The sequence below is a fragment of the Pseudomonas sp. CC6-YY-74 genome, from assembly GCF_002025205.1.
Taxonomy (GTDB): Bacteria; Pseudomonadota; Gammaproteobacteria; order Pseudomonadales; family Pseudomonadaceae; genus Aquipseudomonas; species Aquipseudomonas paeninsulae.
This window is the reverse complement of record NZ_CP019947.1, coordinates 1,819,033-1,839,864: the sequence shown is the minus strand read 5'-3', so window position 1 is coordinate 1,839,864 and position 20,832 is coordinate 1,819,033. Positions and strand designations below refer to the sequence as shown.

Genomic DNA, 20,832 nt, shown 5'->3' with positions numbered 1-20,832 from the left:
AAACAATAAAATAATGGGCCTGTGTGTTTTTATATTATTTGGTGTCGAGTCCTTGACAGAAACTCGGTATGGAACTTTTCTAGAGAGTGTTAAAGGAGCGTTAAAAAGCTGTGAAGGGAGCGTGATTGATTTAACGGATGCAGGGCGAAGGTGAGAGGCGCCGTCATCCGGTTTTGCTAACGCACGACTCAGGAGTAACACCGTGGACAGAGCCAAGCTCGCCTACATGATGGCGGTACGCCTCAAGTTCGTTTTGTCGGCCCACCTCCGTGGACCGCCTCCCCACCTGCGATAAAGCTCCGCCTGAGCGGCTAGAGCATCCCAGGGACATCGTCCTCGATAGCTGACCACAGAAGACCGCGAATCATTGAGCGCGGTGTGGCTGAGGGCATCACCTGAAATAACTGAGTTTTCAGTCTCTGCGCAAAAAAGCGGAGTGGATTTCTTGCAGCCTGAATTTAGACCGGTTGCAGTCAGCATTGAGGAAGTAATCATGGCCAACTTCATTAAATCCGACCTCGAGTTCATCCTTCAGCAGATTCTGATCGCCGAAGCTCATGCTGCAGGCACCCCCCTTATCGATTTGCTGCCTAATACCGAGGTGGGTTTTGGGCTGCGCACCGTCGATGGCTCATTCAATAACCTGATTGACGGGCGTACGGATTTCGGCGCAGCCGACACTTTATTTCCTCGGCTGCTCACCCCGATATTCAATGCTGCGGAGGGCGGCACCTCTTATACCCAGACCAGCGGACTGGTGTTCGACTCGCAGCCGCGCATCATCAGCAACCTGATCGTCGATCAGACCGCCAATAACCCGGCGGCAGTAGCCGCAGCTGCCGGTAATGACGGCGCTTCGACCGTTACTAGCCCTGGGCTGGATGGCATTTTTGGAAATGCCGACGACAAGGATGTTTTCCTTATTCCGAACATTGCCCCGGACGAGGGGCTCTCTGCGCCGTTCAACCAGTGGATGACCTTTTTCGGCCAGTTCTTCGATCATGGTCTCGACCTGGTCACCAAGGGCGGCAATGGCACGGTGTTCATGCAGCTGCAGCCGGATGATCCGCTGTATGTGCCGGGCAGCCCGACCAACTTCATGGTGCTCACCCGGGCCACTCAGGTGGCCGGGCCTGGTGCGGATGGGATTCTCGGCACGGCCGACGATACCGTGGAGCATGAAAACACCACCTCGCCGTTCGTCGACCAGAACCAGACTTATGGTTCGCATGCCTCGCAACAGGTGTTTTTGCGCGCCTATGCGGTCAACGCTGAAGGCAAGCCGGTCGCGACTGGCAAGTTGATCACCAACCGCGATCTCGGCGCCGATGGCAAGTTCGGCACTGCCGACGATGTGGAAATCGGTGGCATGGCCACCTGGAAGGTGGTCAAGGCGCAAGCCCGTGACCTTCTCGGTATTAACCTGACCGACGCCGATTTTGACAACGTGCCGCTGCTGGCTACCGATCAATACGGCAATTTCATCAAAGGGCCGAACGGTTATGCGCAGGTAGTGATACGTACCCCTGGGCCCAACGGCATCCTCGGCGATGCTGACGACGGCACCACGCTGGTTGAAGGTACTCCGCTGGCTCCAGTCGACCTGACCAACGCCGTGCGCACTGGCCACCAGTTCCTGATTGACATCGCCCATAACGCGGTGCCGGTGAATCAGGCAGGCAACATGCTTACGCCTGATGCAGACACCGTTGCCGGCGGGGCAGTCGGTGCAGGCTTCTACGACAACGAACTGCTCGACTCGCATTACATCGCAGGCGATGGCCGGGTTAACGAGAACATCGGCCTGACCACCGTGCACCACATCTTCCACTCCGAGCACAACCGCCTGGTTGAGCAAACCAAGGGCGTGATTCTCGGCTCAGGTGACCTGGCCTTTCTCAACCAATGGCTGTTGACGCCTGTAGCTGCCGTGCCTGCCAATCTATCCACCCTCGTGTGGAATGGTGAGCGGCTGTTCCAGGCCGCCAAGCTCGGCACCGAGATGCAGTATCAGCACATCGTATTCGAGGAGTTTGCGCGCACCATTCAACCGCAAGTCGATGCATTCATTGACTTCGATGACACCATCAATCCGTCGATCGTCGCCGAGTTCGCGCACACGGTTTACCGTTTCGGTCACTCGATGTTGCTCGAAACCATCGACCGGCTGGACCCGAATTTCGTCTCCAGCGAGATCGGCCTGATCGCCGCCTTCCTCAATCCGTTGGAGTTTGCCGCCAGCGGCCCCACTCCCGATCAGGCGGCTGGCGCGATCATCCGCGGTTTGACCCGTCAAGTCGCTAACGAAATCGACGAATTCGTCACCGAGGCCCTGCGCAATAATGTCCTGGGTTTACCGCTCGATCTCGCCGCGATCAACATCGCCCGTGGCCGAGATACCGGTGTGCCGTCCTTGAATGCGGCGCGTCGTGAGTTCTATGCCGGTACGGGTGACGCACAACTGAAGCCCTACACCAGTTGGGGCGATTTCGTACTGAACATCAAACATCCAGAATCGCTGATTAACTTCATCGCCGCCTACGGCACCCACTCGACTATCACCGCCGAAACCACACTGGACGGTAAGCGTGCGGCGGCCTCGGCTATCGTGCTCGGTGGCGCTGGCGCCCCGGCCGACCGTTTCGATTTCCTCAATAGCACCGGTGCCTGGACCAGCGGCGCTAATGGTGTGACCACCACGGGTCTCGATGCTATCGACTTCTGGATCGGTGGCCTGGCCGAGGCGAAAATGCCGTTCGGCGGCATGCTCGGTTCGACCTTCAACTTCGTCTTCGAGACCCAGCTTGAGGCGCTGCAGAATGGCGACCGCTTCTACTATCTGCACCGTTTGGCGGGACTGAATTTCGTCCATGAGCTGGAGCAGAATTCCTTCGCCGAACTGGTGATGCGCAACACTGATGCCACCCACCTGCCAGGTCAGTTGTTCCTCACTCCTGGTCTGATTCTCGAGGTCGATCAAACCAAGCAGTTCAATGCTGGACTGGGTAGCGCCGACCCCGACAGCGGCCACCCGCTGATGCCGTGGGTGATTCGCGATAACCCGGCGACCGCTGGGCTGGACAGCAACTACCTGCGCTACACCGGTGGTGAGCATGTGGTGCTCGGCGGCACCGCCGGCAACGATATTCTCATTGGCGGCATCGGCGACGACACCCTGTATGGCGATGCCGGCAATGACCGTCTCGAGGGTGGTCACGGCAACGATGAAATCCAGGGCGGCGCCGGCGACGATATCATCACCGACATGGGCGGTGACGATCTGATCAAAGGCGGCGACGGCAACGACGTGATCCACGGCGGTCAAGGTGCGAACCTGATCATCGGTGGCCGTGGTAACGACTTTATCGTCACCGGTGAGGACAGCTCCGAGGTGATAGGTGGGGAAGGCAACGACTTCATTCTTGGCAGCAAGATGAACGTGCAGATGGCCGGTAACGAAGGCGACGACTGGATCGAGATTGGCTCCCAGGATGGTGCGCCTGGCGACAACTTCGACCCATTTGGAACCGATTCGGTGATCGGTCACGACGTGTTCCTCGGTGACGGCGGCTTCGACGAGATGATCGGCGAGGGCGGTGACGACATCATGGTCGGCAGTGCTGGCCCGGACAAAATGAAGGGCATGTCCGGTTTCGACTGGGCCACCTTCAAGGACAGCCGCTTCGGCGTGAACGTTGACTTCTTAGCTAATGCCTTCAATGAAACGCCGATTGCCGCGGCGCTTGCCGCAGTCACCACCAAATATGCCCAAGTGGAAGGTTTGTCCGGCTCTGCTTTCGCCGACTACCTGCGTGGCGATCATGCCGACGCGGCAGTGATTGCCACCGCCGGTGCCTACGGCAGCGTGCTGACCAACAATCATATTGACCTGATCACGGGCCTGCGAGCCTTCCTCGGCACTGCTGCTGCTGGCCCGGATGGCATTTTGGGTACTGCCGACGATCAGTTCGGCGCCGGCAACATTATCCTCGGCGGCGATGGCAGCGACATTATTGAAGGTCGTGGCGGCGATGACCTGATCGACGGCGACAAGTGGCTGAATGTGCGCATCAGCGTGCGGGCCAACATCGATGGCAGCGGCCCAGAAATTGCCAGCTTCAACAGCATGAAGCCAATGGTCCCGCTCATGCTCAACGGCACCTACAACCCCGGCCAACTGGTGATAGTCCGTGAATTGATGGACGGTGCGGGCGGCTACGACACCGCCATGTTCACTGGCAATGTCCTTGATTACGACATAACGGTTAATGCGGACGGTTCCGTTACCGTCGCAGATACTTTTATCGATGGCGACGGTACCGATCGTCTGACCAATATCGAGCGTCTGCAGTTCGGCGATGGCGCCTTGGTCCGCGACCCAGGCACGGGTAACTTTGTCGCGGAAGTCGCGGGGACCCAGCAGTTCGGCAACTGGGCTCCAGGAGGCTTGGTGCAAATCATCGGCACACCTACGTCTGGCCAGGCGCTCACCGCCTCGATTGCCGGTGTGACCGATGGTGATAACACAGACTCGGCTGGTGCTATCAGGGGTCGGGTCAGCTATTACTGGCAGGTTGAACTGGTGCCTGGTGATGGCTTCTTCGAAGACATCGTCGGCCCTGGCGGTTTGCCGGTAGTCGGTCAGACGTTCAGAGTGACCCCCGATCTGGAAGGGTTGAACCTGCGGGTCAGAGCGATCTATCAAGACCAGCATGGCGTACTGGAAAATGTCTTCTCGGCACCTACCGCCGATGTACTCGTCGGTGTTGCGCCCGGCCTTGTGGCTCCTCTACCGATCGAGTCGAGCACTACTAGCCCGGGCATGCACCTGATCCGCTCGGATCTGCAGTTCATCCTCGATTCGATCAAGATTGCCGAGCAGCACGCAGCAGGCGCGGACTTGCTATCCCTGCTGCCGCACGAGCGTTCGCCACTCGGCCTGCGCACGGTGACGGGGGAACTCAATAACCTGTACGCCGGGCAGAGCCAGTTTGGCGCGGCGGACACGGTATTCCCGCGTTTGCTGGATCCGGTGTTCAACGAGGCGGAGCCCTTGTCTCCCACTATGGGCGGTGATGGCGTAACGCCTACGTCGTATAACCAGACCAGCGGCTTCGTACAGGACTCCCAGCCGCGCATCATCAGCAACCTGATCGTCGATCAGACCGCCAACAACCCGGCGGCGGTAGCCGCGGCAGCGGCAGCGCTGGCCCAGGGTTCGGCCACTGTGCTGAGCCCCGGCCTGGATGGTATTTTCGGCACCGCCGACGATAAAGAGGTGTTCTTCCTGCCCAACGTGGCGCCGGACGAGGGCCTGTCCGCGCCGTTCAACTCGTGGATGACCTTCTTCGGCCAGTTCTTCGACCATGGCTTGGATCTGGTGACCAAGGGCGGCAATGGCACTGTGTTTATCCCGCTGCAGCCGGATGACCCGCTGTTTAATCCGGCCCCTGGGGCACCGAACTTCATGGTATTGACCCGTGCTACCCAGGTAAACGGTCCGGGTGCCGATGGCATTCTTGGCAACGCTGATGACACCACGCACGAAGCAGCGAACACCACCTCGCCATTCGTCGACCAGAACCAGACCTATGGCTCGCATCCCTCGCAACAGGTATTCCTGAGGGCCTATGACGTAACTCCAGGCGGGCCGGTCTCCAGCGGACGTTTGATCACCAACCGGGATTTGGGTGATGGCATCTTCGGCAACGCAGACGACAATGAAATCGGTGGCATGGCCACCTGGGCGGTGGTCAAGGCCCAGGCGCGCGACATCCTGGGCATCAACCTGACCGATGGCGATGTGTTCGATATCCCGCTGCTGGCCACCGATCAGTACGGCAACTTCCTCAAGGGGCCGAATGGTTTCCCAATGATAGTGCTCAAGCCTGAGCACGTGGGCGGCCCATTGGATCTGGGAGGCCTCTTCGCCGGCCTCGCCGAAGGTAACCCTGCGGCGCCGGTCAACGCTTCCTTTGCGGTGAGTACCGGTCACCAGTTCCTCATCGATATCGCCCATAACGCGGTACCGGTGAATGGGCAGACTGGCGCAGCACTCACGGCCGATGCCGACGATGTTGCCGGTCCCGTTCCAGATGGCGCCGGCGGCTTCCTGCCGCAACCGGCCGGCACCTACGACAACGAACTGCTCGATGCGCACTACATCGCCGGTGACGGCCGGGTCAACGAGAACATCGGCCTGACTGCGGTGCACCACATCTTCCACTCCGAGCATAACCGGATGGTCGCCCACACCAAGGACGTGGTGCTGGCGAGCAACGATGTGGCCTTCATCAACGAGTGGCTGCGCACCCCAATCACTACGCTACCGGTTGGCCAAGCGGCGATCGACGCACTGGTGTGGAACGGCGAGCGGTTGTTCCAAGTTGGCAAGTTCAGTACCGAGATGCAGTACCAGCACCTTGTGTTCGAGGAATTCGCGCGCACCATGCAGCCGCAAATCGACCTCTTCACCGGTCCGACCCAGGGCTACGACGCCGACATCGACGCCTCGATCGTCGCCGAGTTCGCGCATACCGTGTATCGCTTCGGTCACTCCATGCTGACCGAAACCATCGACCGCCTGGACCCGAACTTCGTCAGCAGCGAGATCGGCCTGATTGCCGCCTTCCTCAACCCACTGGCGTTCGCTGCCAGCGGTCCTACCCCGGATGAAGCCGCCGGCGCGCTCGCGCGCGGCATGACCCGTCAGACCGGTAACGCTATCGATGAGTTCGTCACCGAAGCCTTGCGCAATAACGTGCTGGGCCTGCCGCTCGATCTGGCCGTGATCAACATCGCCCGTGGTCGTGATACCGGCATCCCGTCATTCAACGCGGCGCGCCGCGAGTTCTACAACATGACTGGCGACAGCCAACTGAAGCCGTACACCAGTTGGGTCGATCTGCTGCAGAACCTCAAGCATCCAGCGTCGGTGATCAATTTTATCGCCGCCTACGGCACCCATGCCGAGTTGCTCGCGGCTGACGTCAATACGCTGGTTGAAATGCGTGCGGTGGCGACCGCACTCGTTTTGGGCGGCACGGCCATCATTAATGAAGGGACTGCGGAACAGCGGACCTTTGATGCGGATCTGATTGCCGGTGATCGCCTGGACTTCCTCAACAGTGTGGGCGCCTATGCCAACCTGGCAAACGGCGTGACCACTACCGGCGTCGATGCCATCGACTTCTGGATTGGCGGCCTGGCCGAAGCCATCATGCCGTTCGGCGGCATGCTCGGCTCGACCTTCAACTTCGTCTTCGAGACCCAGTTGGAGGCGCTGCAGAACGGCGACCGTTTCTACTACCTGGATCGTGCCGCTGGGCTGAACTTCGTCACCGAACTGGAGAACAATTCATTCGCCAAGATGGTGATGAACAACACCAACGCTACTCATCTGCCGGGCCTGATCTTCCTGACTCCGGGGTTTATTCTCGAGGCCGATCAGAGCAAACAGTTCAATGCTGGGCTGGGTAATGCCGACCCGCTCGGCGACGTGATGCGCGACAACCCCAACACCGCAGGTCCGGATGCCAACTACCTGCACTACACCGGTGGTGAGCATGTGGTGCTCGGCGGTACCGACGGCAATGACACCCTGATCGGCGGTATCGGCGACGACACCATCTGGGGCGACGCCGGCAACGACCGCCTTGAGGGCGGTGACGGCAACGACATGATCCGTGGCGGCGATGGCGACGACATCATCACTGACCGCGGCGGCGACGATAACATTCAGGGCGATGGTGGCAACGACGTCATTCACGGCGGTAACGGCGTCAACCTGATCCTCGGCGGCTTCGGTCAGGACTTCATCATCAACGGTGAGGACAGCACCGAATCCTTCGGCGGCCCAGGCAACGACTTCATCCTCGGCAGCAACGCCGACGAGCAGAACGCCGGTAACGAAGGTGACGATTGGCTCGAGGGCGGACACCTGGATGGCAGCCCTGGCGACAACTTCGACCCGCTCGGGCTGGATCTGGTGGTCGGTAATGACGTCTACATCGGCAGCGGTGGTCCAGACATCATGAACGGCGAGGGCGGTGACGACATCATGGTCGGCAGCGCTGGCCCAGGTGACAAATACATCGGCGCCTCCGGCTTCGACTGGGCCACCTTCAAGGACGACCTGACCGGGGTGAACATTGACCTTAATGTCCGCGCCGCCAACGCGGCACCGGGTCCGGTAGCGGCCGGCATCCTGGCGCGCTTCAAGGAAGTGGAAGGTCTGTCGGGCTCGAAGCACAGCGACATCCTGCAAGGTGATGATGCCGACGCAGCGGTGATCGCGACAGCCGGTGCGCAGGGCAGCGTGTTGACCAATATCGCCCTGATCAACGGCCTGCAGGCCCTGCTCGATAACGCCATCGGCGATGGCATCAACCCCGTGACTTCCTTCGGTGCTGGCAACATTATTCTCGGTGGCGATGGCAGCGACATCATCGAAGGCCGGGCGGGTGACGACATCATCGACGGCGACAAGTGGCTCAACGTGCGCATCAGCGTACGCGCCGGCGTCGACGCCAATGGTTTGCCGACCGGTCCGGAAATCGCCACCTACGACAGCATGCGGCCTATGATTCCGCTGATGCTCAGCGGCTTCTATAACCCAGGGCAACTGCAGATCGTCCGTGAAATCCTGCCGGGGTCCGGCGGATTCAACTTCGACACGGCTGCGTATTCTGGACTCATGGCGAACTACACCATCATCGATAGAGGTAATGGTAACTACACGGTTATCGACAACGTCGGAACCGACGGCGTCGACCAACTCAGCGGCATCGAGCGCTTGCAGTTCAACGATCAATCAGCAGTGCTGGTTGCCGGCTTGAACAACGAAGCCGTAGGCCTGGTGTCAATCAACGACAACACGCCGGAAGTAGGCTCGCTGCTGAGCGCAGGGGTCGAGGGCGTAACCGATGCCGACAATCCAGGCCTCGGTAGGGTTACCGGACCTGTGAGTTACTACTGGCAGGCCGATTTCACCGGCACAGGCCTATTCGAAAACATCACAACAGAAACAGGGGTTGGTTTGGAGACTGCGGTTGGCAAGACCTTCCGCGTGACCGCAGATGTCTCAGGGCTACAACTGCGGGTCAAGGCTATCTACAAAGACGCCAACGGTGTGCTGGAGACCGTGTTCTCGGCAGTGACCGACCCGGTCTCACCGATTCAGGTCAACGACGCGCCGGTTGGCACCATGCTGATCAGTGACACCACCCCAAATGTCGGCCAGCTGCTGACCGCTACTCGAGCCTTCACCGACCCAGATGGCCCGGCCAACCCGGTGCTGTCGTTCCAGTGGCAATCGGGTAATGGTGGCGTCTTCAGCAACATCGCCGGGGCGACCACCGCGACCTTCACTCCAACTTTGGCACTGGCCGGGCAGCAACTGCGGGTCAGGGTCACCTACACCGATGACTTCGGTACGTTGGAGACCGTGACCTCGGTGGCGACGTCGACTGTACTGAACCTAATAGTAGGTACAGCAGGGAACGATGTGCTGAACGGTACGGCGTTCGCCGATGAGATCCAGGGGCTGGGCGGTAATGACACGCTGAATGGGTTGGGTGGGAATGACCTTCTGGGTGGTGGGGAGGGTAATGATCGGCTCAATGGCGGTGCGGGCGCCGATACCATGGTCGGTGGCGTCGGTGACGACATTTACTGGGTCGACCATGTAGGCGACCAGGTGATTGAGCTTACCGGAGAGGGCATTGACCAGGTGAGGACGACGTTAACCAGCTACACGCTGGGCGCGAATGTGGAGAACCTGTGGTACTACGGCACGGAGTCGTTCACCGGTTCGGGTAATGAGCTGGACAACATCATGATCAGCGGTGCTGGTGATGATCGGCTCAATGGTCGTGCGGGTGCCGATCGGATGGTCGGCGGTGCGGGTGACGACATCTACTGGGTCGATGATGCTGGCGACATTGTGATTGAACAGGCCGGCGAGGGGCTCGACCAAGTAAGAACCACGCTGACCAGCTATACCCTTGCGCCCAATGTGGAGAACCTGTGGTACTACGGCACGGAGTCGTTCACCGGTTCGGGTAATGCGCTGGACAACATCATGATCAGCGGTGCTGGTGATGATCGGCTCAATGGTCGTGCGGGTGCCGATCGGATGGTCGGCGGTGCGGGTGACGACATCTACTGGGTCGATGATGCTGGCGACATTGTGATTGAACGGGCCGGCGAGGGGCTCGACCAAGTAAGAACCACGCTGACCAGCTATACCCTTGCGCCCAATGTGGAAAACCTGTGGTACTACGGCATGGAGTCGTTCACCGGTTCGGGTAATGCGCTGGACAACATCATGATCAGCGGTGCTGGTGATGATCGGCTCAATGGTCGTGCGGGTGCCGATAGGATGGTCGGCGGTGCGGGTGACGACATCTACTGGGTCGATGATACTGGCGACATTGTGATTGAACGGGCCGGCGAGGGGCTCGACCAAGTAAGAACCACGCTGAGCAGCTACACGCTGGGCGCGAATGTGGAGAACCTGTGGTACTACGGCACGGAGTCGTTCACTGGCACGGGTAATGCGCTGGACAACATCATTCAGGGCAGTACCGGAAATGATCGCCTCAATGGAGGAGCAGGCAACGACATGCTTATTGGTGGTGGTGGCAACGACATCTTCGTATTCGGGCCGAACTTCGGCAACGACCGAATTATGGACTTCGATGCCAATCCGGTCGGTGGACAGGATCTGCTGAATATCGCGGCCTTTAACCTGAACGGCGCTACCTTCGCCAGCCGAGTAGCGATTACCGATGCTGGGGCCGATACCTTGGTCACGATCAACGGAGCTGACGGAGGCAGCATTACATTGGTTGGTGTCACCAATCACACCACGGTGACCATCGCCGACTTCCAGTTGGCGTGAGCTAGTGTGGTGCTTGTCTTCAGCCATGAGCAGTAGCTGAGGGCAAGTTTCAGGTTCGATACGGTGTATGGCCAGGTAAGGCGGTACACCGTATTTTTATGTGCGCTTGGGTCTGACACTCGCTGGATTGTACGGTTGCAGAAAAACGTTCAGCAGAGCCTAGAGCCTGTCGGTGCTGGGGCGCCAAGTCCTTTCTCCGCGAAAATCGTTGGAACACTGACAAAGTTTCGCGGCTAAAGCTGCTCCTACGGACTGTGGGCTTGTTTGAGCATTTTTCTGCAAGTTAACTGGGGCATAGCCAAAACACTGCCCTTAGCCGGATGACGGCAGGAGGCAGTAGCGCTGGCTATTGCCGGTAAACGCCTACTTGGACAGGAGCTTCATGCCGTCTTCCAGACCCTATAAGATCAGAGGGTACATCTTGGCAACGGGTGACCGTATTGAAATCCCCGGCTTCGGCAGTTTTTCTCTGCACTACCGCGCGCCGCGTGTTGGACGTAACCTGAAAACCGGTGATTCGACTCGCCTCGATGGCAAATTTGTACCGCATTTCAAGCAGGGTAAAGAGCTACGTGATAGGGTCAACGAAGACGAGTAGCCAATGCCTACCGGCGTTTTGCAAGGTAGTTGTCGCGTCAGCCGTGTTTCTTATGCCGCTATTCTCAGTGCCGGTTGCAGTCTCTCTGGGTTGAGTGTGACAGCCCCGATAGGCTGCCAATTTCGAGTGTTGCCTGACCAGCGATGCGGGTGCTGATGGCGGGCTTGCTGGTACAGCGCGTGGCGCTTGGCCAGCACCTCTTGATCCTCGCCGCGATGACGCTGTGCCGGGGTTACGAAGCGGATACGGCTGTGGCGGTGCTCATGGTTGTACCAGCGGATAAAGTCGCGCACCCAGCTGCGTGCTGCATCCAAATCTGTAAAGCCATCCTTGGGCCATTGCGGGCAGTATTTCAGGGTTCGAAACAGCGATTCCGAGTAGGGATTGTCGTTGCTTACTCGGGTCGTCCACGCGATGGAGTGATGCCGAGATCGTAGAGTTTACTCAGCAGCGCCACCGATTTCATCGGCGCACCGTTGTCCGAGTGCAGCACCAAGGGCTGACCCACGCAGCGCTCGGCCAGCACGGTGCGCTGCATCAGTTCGGCCGCCAGTTTGCCGCTTTCTTGCTCGTAAACCTCCCAGCCCACGCCCTTGCGGCTGTAGATATCCTCGATCAAATACAGGTAGTAATACTTTCCGCGCACCGGCGATGGCAGGTAGGTGATGTCCCATGACCAGACCTGATTGCTCTTCGTTGCACTGTGCGTGGTCGGCGCCGCGTGCTTGTGCGGCGCATGGCTGCGACCGCCGCGGCGATGTTGCTGATTGGCGGCCTTGAGGACGCGGTAGAAGGTCGCCTCTGAGGCCAGGTAACGGCCTTGGTCGGCCAGCCGTGGCACGATCTGGCTAGGCGGCAAGCTGGCGAATGGCGCGCTGTTGCACACTGCCAGGATGGTGCAGCGCTCGTCCTCACTCAGGGCGTTCGGCGGCTGTGGCCGTACCGTGGTGGTGCGCACATCGGCCAGCATCACCGGCGTCAGCGCCCAGCGTTGCAGGCTGCGCAGCGACAGTCCGATCTCTGCGCAGGCCACCGCCTTGCGCGCACCAGAAGCGACGGCATGGTTAAACCGTTCAACGAGTTGTTGCCGTTCTGGCAGCGAGGTCAAACGTCCTCGTTGTCGTTTCCCCAGAAGGCATTCATCTTTTTTCGCAGCACCAAGATCGCGGCGGTTTCAGCCAGTGCCTTGTCTTTGCGCCGCAGCTCGCGCTCCAGTGCGGCTATGCGCTTCTTGTCGGCACGCGCCTGATCCCGATCGGCTTGACGCTGCGCTTGGGCCGACAGCTGGCCACTGATGCAGGCTTGGCGCCATGCGCTGATTTGCTCAGGGTACAAACCCTTGCTGCGACAGTATTCGCTGAGCTCGATCTCGCTCAAGGTGGCCGCATGCAGCACCGCCGCGAACTTGGCTTCAGCGGGCCAGTTATCGGCTTTGGTTTTGTCTCCAGGCACTACTGCGCCTCCTGCTTTGAGCTTGGTACGCCAAGCATACAGCGTCGCTTCGGGGACGCTTTCTTGGCGCGCGAGCTCAGCTACGGAGTGGTTTAGTGGCGGGAGTAACTTGTTCAGCAGGGCAGCTTTACGCTCAGGTGAATAGCTCGACATTGCAGCTCTCTTTGACGCCCCCAATCTATCGTTTTGATAAATCCACTGAGGCGACAACTAGCCTGACACCGGGGGCTACATCAAACACCGCCATTTGATCGTTCGACGGACTTAGTGCGTCTTGGTCGGGGTTGCCACGCAGAGAGTACAAAGCATCGCCAGAAAGCTGGCTCCTGCGCATTCCGTTCACTCACCGTTGCGCGCAATGTGCCGACTGATTGAGTCGTTATTTCGATGCAGCCCTCCGCGCACGATCAGGCAAAGGGGCATGCGCTTGGGCAGCATTCACTAGAATTTAGGATGGGAATCACAGGGGATGCATGGCAAACTGCCGCTATCAGGTAGCGGGGCTATGCAATTCAGCTCTTGCCTAGCATTCGACCGGCGTATTCGCATCGCTCAATACCAAAGTTAAAGGACTAACTGATGGGGTTTCCTCATATCTTGCACCATGGCGCCAAAGACGGCGTCACCGGCTCCTGTCATCAGCTGCTGATGGACGCCCAACACAGCCTGATCATCGACCGCGGCCTGTTCCAGGGCGCGGAGACCTCACCTGAAGGCAAGTCCGGCGCCGATCGTCTGGCCATCGAATTCCCCCTGGATACGATCAAGGTCCTGGTTGCCACCCACGTGCATGTCGATCACGTCGGGCGCATCCCCTACCTGCTAGCCGCCGGTGTCAAAGGACCAATCCTTTGTAGTGAACCCTCCAAGCTGCTGCCCATTGTGCTCGAAGACGCCTTCAGGCTCGGCTTCAGTCGCGATCAAAAACAGGTCGAGCGCTACATCAAGCTGATCGAGCAGCGCATCATCGCCTAGCCCTACAAGACCTGGTTCAGCCTGCACGAAACCGAAAGCCTGACCTGCCGCATCCGCCTGCAGCGCGCCGGGCATATTCTCGGCTCGGCCTATGTGGAAATCGATCTGCATTACCCCGAGTCTGGCGAGAAGAAACGCATCGTCTTCTCCGGCGACCTGTGCGCGCCGCATGCGCCGCTATTGCCAGCACCCAAGCCGCCGTATCGCGCCGACATCCTGGTGATCGAGAGCACCTACGGCGACCGTTTCACGAAGACCGCCGCACCCGCCGCAAGCGTTTGGAGAGCGTCATCGAACAAGCACTGGCCAACAACGGCACGGTACTGATCTCCGCCTTCAGCATCGGCCGCACCCAGGAATTGCTCTACGAGCTGGAAGACATCATCCACAGCAAGAAACTCGATGCCGTTAGCAAGGGGCTGGGGAGCAGAGTCGCTCTTAATCTCCCTCTCCCCTCTGGGGAGACGACTGCATGGATGTAGGAGGTAGGGCGAAGCAGGATGCCCGAGCCGAGGGCTGGGGTGAGGGGTAAAGCCAGCAGTCACGACACGGCTGGCCCCGACTGGCCCACACTCCCGATCATCCTCGACTCCCCCTTGGCCAGCCGTTTCACCCGGGTCTACCGCGAGCTGAAACCTTTCTGGGACAACGAGGCCCTGCAGCGTGTCAAGCAAGGCCGCAACCCGCTGGGCTTTGACCAGCTGTGTTGCCGCTAACCGTCGACAGCCACCAGGCCCATCTGGCGCATGGTGCGCCATCTGACGGCAACCGCTCGTCCGGCCATCGTCATCGCCGGAAACGGTATGTGCAGCAGCGGTCGAATCGTCAATTACCTGAAAGCCATGCTGCATGACCCTCGGCATGATGTGCTCTTCATCGGTTACCAGGCGCAAGGCACGCTCGGCCGAGCTATCCAGATGTATGGTGAGCGCGGTGGTTACGTGGATTTAGACGAGGAGCGCTACAAGATTGGTTCGAAAATAAATACCATAGGCGGCTATTCGGCCCATGCCGATCAAAAAGGCCTGCTGGGTTTCGTCACACGCATGCGCGACTGGCCCAGCCAAGTGCGCATCGTCCATGGCGAAACCAGCGCTAAGCACGAACTCGGCGAACGTCTGAAAGCGCTTCACAAGTAGACCCAACGCAACCAGGAGCTATTAATCCCTAGCGGTGCCAACGATGCCTAACTGTGTAGGCGCAGCCGGGCGGCGTTCCGCTTTAGCCGCGAATTCTTCGATGCACAACACAGCTGCCGTACCTGCAGGTGGGGGCGCTTCAAAACCCTCCCACCATGATGGCAGAATGAATAGAAGCAGGCCGCCAAAAACCCGGCACTTGGCAACACATATAAATGTGGCCTCAATCGCCAAAAGTCCTTCCTATCCATCCTAATGGCTGGCTAGGCCTAAACGAACCATGCAGCTGGCTCAACCAAGCCAACTCAAACAGGAGTGAACTGTCGGCCTGCAGATACTGCACCGATGTGCTTGTTACCCATATGAACGTAAGCACTACGACTAACCGCTGCACCGCAAGTACGGCCCCGGCCTGGTACCTCGTGTACTGCAAGCCCCGGCAGGATGAGCGTGCAGAAGAGAACCTGCTACGCCAGGGCTATACCTGCTATCGGCCGCAGCACAGCTGCGAGCGGATAGTCCGTGGCCGTCGGCAAATCATCGCCGAATCGCTGTTCCCTGGTTATCTATTCATTCAGTTGGCAGCCGATGCCAACTGGGCATCCCTGCGCTCGACCCGTGGGGTCAACCGCATCGTGGGTTTCGGCGGTATGCCGCTACAGCTCGACAACAATCTGATTGCGCAGTTGCAGCAACGCACGGCCGCTATCGTTAAACTGGCCCTCGAATCTGGGGATGGCGTGCGCATTACCGAAGGTGGCTTTGCCGAACTGGATGCCATCTTCGTGGCAATGGATGGCGAGCAGCGCGTGATACTGCTGCTCAATATGCTCAACCGCCAGCACCAGATCAGCATGCCGCTGGTGAGTATTGTCAAGAACTGAATAAGCCTCGGCCCTGGCCGAGATCAAGGTTGCACCCTGGCAATGCCAGTAAAATTTGAAGAGTGTGACGTTCTCAGGAAACCAACGATAAATCCTGGGGCGGTAGCGTGTCTGGGATCGAATCGCGACTGGCGTGGGCTGCATTTGCTCTTGTAGGAAAGCCGCCCCGGCGCGATGTCTTTTTGCTTTTTGAAGCGAACCATCCGTGTTATCTGTGGGCATGCGTCCTGAAAACAGGGGGCGGGATTGTACTCAGTGACGGAGGGTCAGGCGGACTTCGGCAGAAAAGTCGACGTGTTTAGGAAGAAGAATAAATAACGGGAAACCATTATCCCGCCAAGTTTCTCACCCCATTACCTACTGCGCGTAATGGATCTATTTGATTTTCAGCAACGGCATAAGCATGACCATAAAAGCCCTTTGCGTGTTCGGCACACGCCCCGAAGCCATCAAAATGGCCCCCCTCGCTCTCGCGCTGGTCGCTGATGCGCGCTTCGACGCCCAGGTCTGCGTTACCGGCCAGCATCGAGAGATGCTTGACCAGGTACTTGAGCTATTTGAGCTGAGGCCAGACTTCGACCTGAATATCATGAAGCCGGGTCAGGATCTGACTGACGTTGCCAGTGCCATTCTGCAAGGCATGAAAGGGGTCTTCAGCGAGTTTCGGCCGGATATCGTCTTGGTTCATGGCGATACAGCTACAACCTTCGCAACGACTTTAGCGGCCTATTACCATCAGATCCCGGTTGCCCACGTTGAGGCAGGCCTGCGTACAGGTAATCTCTATTCCCCATGGCCAGAAGAGGCCAATCGCAAGCTGACCGGTGCTCTGGCCGCCATTCACTTTGCGCCGACTGAAACCTCCCAGCAGAATCTTCTACGTGAAGGCATTCCAGCCTCCAGTATCGAAGTCACCGGCAACACCGTTATCGACGCCTTGCTTCAGGTCGTGGCGAAGCTCGATCAGGACGTTGAGTTGCAAGGCTTATTCAAGCAGCAATTTTCCTTTCTTCGTCCCGATAGCCGTTTAGTGCTGGTCACCGGCCATCGCCGCGAAAGCTTCGGTGATGGTTTTGAGCGTATCTGCCAAGCCTTGGCCGAAACGGCGAAGGCCTTCCCGGATATCGAGATCGTCTACCCGGTGCACCTCAATCCTAATGTACGCGAGCCGGTCAATCGGCTCTTGGCGGGTGTCAGCAATATCCACCTGATCGAGCCGCTGGATTACCTGCCTTTCGTCTACATGATGAACCGCTCTTACCTGATTCTCACCGACTCGGGCGGCATACAAGAAGAGGCCCCCTCACTGGGCAAGCCTGTACTGGTTATGCGTGACACCACCGAGCGCCCGGAAGCGGTCGACGCAGGTACCGTGAAACTGGTGGGTACCGATGTTGACGTCATTACGCGTAACTTGAGTAGTCTGCTGACGAACGCCGAGGCCTATCGTCAAATGAGTTTTGCCCACAACCCCTACGGTGATGGCGAAGCCTGCACTCGCATTATTGAAACCCTTTCCAAAATCCAGAAGAGCTGAAGATGAAATTTGAAACTATTTCTGTAGTCGGCCTCGGCTATATTGGGCTCCCTACTGCAGCAGTTTTCGCTGCGCGCAAGAAGAAAGTCATTGGTGTCGATGTAAACGAACATGCTGTAGCGACCATCAACCGCGGCGAAATTCATATCGTTGAGCCCGATCTGGATATAATTGTGCATGCAGCTGTCACCGAAGGTTATCTCCGGGCAACCACTAGAGCCGAGCCGGCCGACGCGTTTTTGATTGCGGTGCCTACTCCATTCAAGGGCGACCATGAGCCCGACTTGTCCTATATCGAAGCGGCAAGTAAAGCGATTGCACCTGTATTGAAGAAGGGCGATCTAGTCATTCTCGAGTCCACCTCCCCGGTAGGTGCAACCGAGCAAATGGCTGCCTGGCTTGCAGAGGCTCGTTCGGATCTGACTTTTCCTCAAACGCATGGAGAGGAGTCGGATATTCGGATTGCTCATTGCCCCGAGCGTGTGCTGCCGGGCCACGTACTTCGCGAGTTGATAGAAAACGACCGGATTATTGGCGGTATGACAGCCAAGTGCTCGGCGGAAGCTGCACGGCTATACAAAACCTTCGTAGACGGTGAGTGCATCATCACCGATGCGCGCACGGCCGAGATGTGCAAGCTGACCGAGAACAGCTTTCGTGACGTGAACATCGCCTTCGCCAATGAACTGTCGATCATCTGCGACAAGCTCGGTATCAATGTGTGGGAGCTCATTCGCTTGGCCAACCGTCACCCGCGGGTGAGCATCCTGCAGCCCGGTCCGGGTGTGGGCGGGCACTGTATCGCGGTCGACCCCTGGTTTATCGTCAGCCAGGCGCCGGAAGAAGCGCGTCTGATTCGTACCGCCCGCGAGGTGAACGATAGTAAGCCGCAATGGGTACTCGATAAGGTCAATCAGGAGTTGGGCGCTTATTTGGCCATTAATCCCGGTAAGACAGCTAGTGATGTGGCCATTGCGTGCTTCGGCCTGGTCTTCAAGCCAGATATTGATGATCTGCGTGAAAGCCCGGCGTTGGCCATTGCATCCGAGTTGCTGCAACGGCATCCCGGTCAGATCATGATGGTCGAACCGAACATTGAGATCCTGCCTAAGAACCTTGCGAAAGCCGATCTGGTGAGTGTTGATGAGGCGCTTGAAGGTGCGGATATCGCCGTGCTTCTGGTGGATCATCAGCAGTTCAAAAACCTCAGCCTACCGCAGCAACTGAGCGTGGTGGATACCCGCGGGCTGTGGCCAGCGTCTTAAAAGTTGAAAGGCCTGCCTGCTCTAAAATGCACTGAGTTTCAAAAAAATAGAGCAGCGGCAATCCGAATACATAAAGAATGTTTGTTCGCACTAAATAATTAAGTGAGACTCTTGTGAGTTATAGGCCCCGGTCATTGTTTCCAGCAAAAAAACAATTTTCTCCAGATTTTGTTTTTCAGGGGGAGGGGGTCTCATTTTTTTATACCTACATTCGTAAAAATGCCTCAACTTCGTTCAAAAAACTGTTCAAGGTTCTGCACCCAGGGCTGTGTCCGGGCGATATTCCTTCGCTGGGTTGTATGGCGAAATACGCGCAAGTCAGAGATTTAACACCTGAGGAAATTGATCGATCTTTTGCCGATAAGGTATTTGTATACCGGGATCCTATTGATCGTGCTTTCTCTGTCTATAAGAACAAGCTAATTCAGCAAGATGGTGCCGAAGATCTGTTGGGCCGGTTAAGCAAGTCTGTTCAACGGGATGCTGGTTTGTTGACGTTTGACGACTTCGTTAATGAATACGTAAGCTTGCTGGAGACGGACCGCTGGGAAGACGTGGATGGCCATCTGTATCCGCAGTCCTGGCATCTGTTGCCGATAACATACAATAAAGTCATCACTATGGATTCGTTGTATGCTGAGATGCGAGAGTTGTTGCCCGAGGCATTGTGTAATGAGGTTTTTTTAGAACCAACAAACAGCACTACTAAGGGTGCGGTGCCGCTGGAAATGTGCGACGTCAATTGTCCTGCCGTATATTTTCAAAAAAAATATGCTGAATTCAAAGCGTTACCAACGCTCGAACAGGTGTTGACCCCTGCCGCTGAAGCGCGCCTCAAAGAAATTTATGCTGATGACTACCGTATCCTAGAGTGGAATAGTGTTGTAGGCGAAAACGAAAATAGAACACCGCAACAGCTGGATAATTCACGAAGGCTGCTGGTGCGGTTGGAAACAAAGAAACATGAGTACAAGGCTGCATGTGAAAAAATTTCCGAACTTACTGCGCGGATAGTGATTAAGGAGAAAGAGGCCAAGGTTGCACAAGATACAACTGATAAATTACAGCAAGCTTTGAATGATCAGAAGGCATCATTAGACGCTGTGCAAGTGCAGTTGGCCAGTAGTAAGTATGAGGAGCAGTTCTCAGCCGAAGTGGAAACGCATGAGTTGACACGAGATAAGCTGGCCGCTCTGGCGGAGCAGTTTGTAGAGGCTGAGCAGGCGTTCCAACAGGCACAATTGATCGTTGTTAAGCTTGAGGAAAAAGTTTCAATCGAAGCTGAGGCGCATGAGTTGACGCGAGATAAGCTTGCGGCGCTGGCGGAGCAGCTTGAAGTGGTTGAACAGGCGTTCCAACAGGCACAATTGGTCGTTGTTAAGCTTGAGGAAAAAGTTTCAATCGAAGCTGAGGTGCATGAGTTGACGCGAGATAAGCTTGCGGCGCTGGCGGAGCAGCTTGAAGTGGTTGAGCAGGCGTTCCAACAGGCACAATTGGTTGTTGTTAAGCTTGAGGAGAAAGTTTCAATCGAAACTGAGGCGCATGAGTTGACGCGAGATAAGCTTGCGGCGCAGCTTGACGCGGATGAGCAGGCGCTCCAGCAGGCACAGTTGACCATTAGCAAGCTTGAAGAACAGGTATCTGCAGAGTCTACCGCACACAAAGTTACCAATGATCGCCTTGTAGAGCTTGCAAGCAAGTTAGAAGAGAGCGGGGCAGTTGCTGAATCAAAGAGTCTCAAGGTTGGCGAGTTACGGGGCCTGCTGGAGTCTGAAAAGAAAGCGCATGATAGTACGCGCAGTTTGTTGAGCAGTATTTCAGGTGATATGCAATCACGCGAGGATGACTCGAAAGTTAAAGAGCGCCAGTCTTTATCAAAGACCAAGACCCTTGAGGGGCGAGTTGCACAGCTGGAAAAACTTCTTGCCAGTAGTCTGGCCACACAGGAAAGGCTGAAAAATTCTGCGCGCTATCAGGCTGGGTATCACCTAGTCATGGCCGGGAAGTCCTTGGGGGGGTTGCTAGGCTTCCGCTAGCGCTATGGCGTTTAGCTAAAAATAAGAGAAGCGAAGGAAAGGC

General features: G+C 57.5%; 5 protein-coding genes and 3 pseudogenes. 7 read left to right on the top strand and 1 reads right to left on the bottom strand.

Annotated elements, in window-relative coordinates; translation table 11 throughout:
* Positions 1-493 precede the first annotated feature (493 nt).
* Both B2D37_RS08445 and B2D37_RS08440 read left to right on the top strand, forming a co-directional pair.
* Positions 494-10,903, top strand: coding sequence for a peroxidase family protein (locus B2D37_RS08445; protein ID WP_079202276.1), 10,410 nt, complete (start codon positions 494-496; stop codon positions 10,901-10,903).
* Between the two features lie 421 nt (positions 10,904-11,324).
* Positions 11,325-11,501: pseudogene (locus B2D37_RS08440) on the top strand (HU family DNA-binding protein); the annotation flags it as partial.
* A 50-nt stretch (positions 11,502-11,551) separates the two neighbouring features.
* Here the strand turns inward: B2D37_RS08440 and B2D37_RS08435 are convergent.
* Positions 11,552-13,106 (bottom strand): annotated as a pseudogene (locus B2D37_RS08435) (IS3 family transposase).
* A 426-nt stretch (positions 13,107-13,532) separates the two neighbouring features.
* Between B2D37_RS08435 and B2D37_RS23595 the strand changes: the two are divergent.
* From B2D37_RS23595 to B2D37_RS08410, 5 genes and pseudogenes are all read left to right on the top strand, one after another.
* Positions 13,533-15,067, top strand: a pseudogene (locus tag B2D37_RS23595) (MBL fold metallo-hydrolase RNA specificity domain-containing protein).
* Between the two features lie 362 nt (positions 15,068-15,429).
* Complete coding sequence (rfaH, locus tag B2D37_RS08425; protein WP_177345199.1) at positions 15,430-15,951, top strand: transcription/translation regulatory transformer protein RfaH; 522 nt, start codon at positions 15,430-15,432, stop codon at positions 15,949-15,951.
* A gap of 403 nt (positions 15,952-16,354) precedes the next feature.
* Complete coding sequence (gene wecB, locus B2D37_RS08420) at positions 16,355-17,488, top strand: non-hydrolyzing UDP-N-acetylglucosamine 2-epimerase (protein WP_079204936.1); 1,134 nt, start codon at positions 16,355-16,357, stop codon at positions 17,486-17,488.
* A gap of 2 nt (positions 17,489-17,490) precedes the next feature.
* Positions 17,491-18,753, top strand: coding sequence for a UDP-N-acetyl-D-mannosamine dehydrogenase (gene wecC, locus B2D37_RS08415; protein WP_079202274.1), 1,263 nt, complete (start codon positions 17,491-17,493; stop codon positions 18,751-18,753).
* A 134-nt stretch (positions 18,754-18,887) separates the two neighbouring features.
* Positions 18,888-20,789: a sulfotransferase family 2 domain-containing protein gene (locus B2D37_RS08410; protein ID WP_177345198.1), complete on the top strand. Its 1,902-nt coding sequence runs from the start codon at positions 18,888-18,890 to the stop codon at positions 20,787-20,789.
* Positions 20,790-20,832 lie beyond the last annotated feature (43 nt).

What these genes read in the sequence shown, in the direction of transcription:
- rfaH (WP_177345199.1), top strand. Translation starts at nt 15,430, where the DNA reads ATGAACGTAAGCACTACGACTAACCGCTGCACCGCAAGTACGGCCCCG.
- wecB (WP_079204936.1), top strand. Translation starts at nt 16,355, where the DNA reads ATGACCATAAAAGCCCTTTGCGTGTTCGGCACACGCCCCGAAGCCATC.
- B2D37_RS08445 (WP_079202276.1), top strand. Translation starts at nt 494, where the DNA reads ATGGCCAACTTCATTAAATCCGACCTCGAGTTCATCCTTCAGCAGATT.
- wecC (WP_079202274.1), top strand. Translation starts at nt 17,491, where the DNA reads ATGAAATTTGAAACTATTTCTGTAGTCGGCCTCGGCTATATTGGGCTC.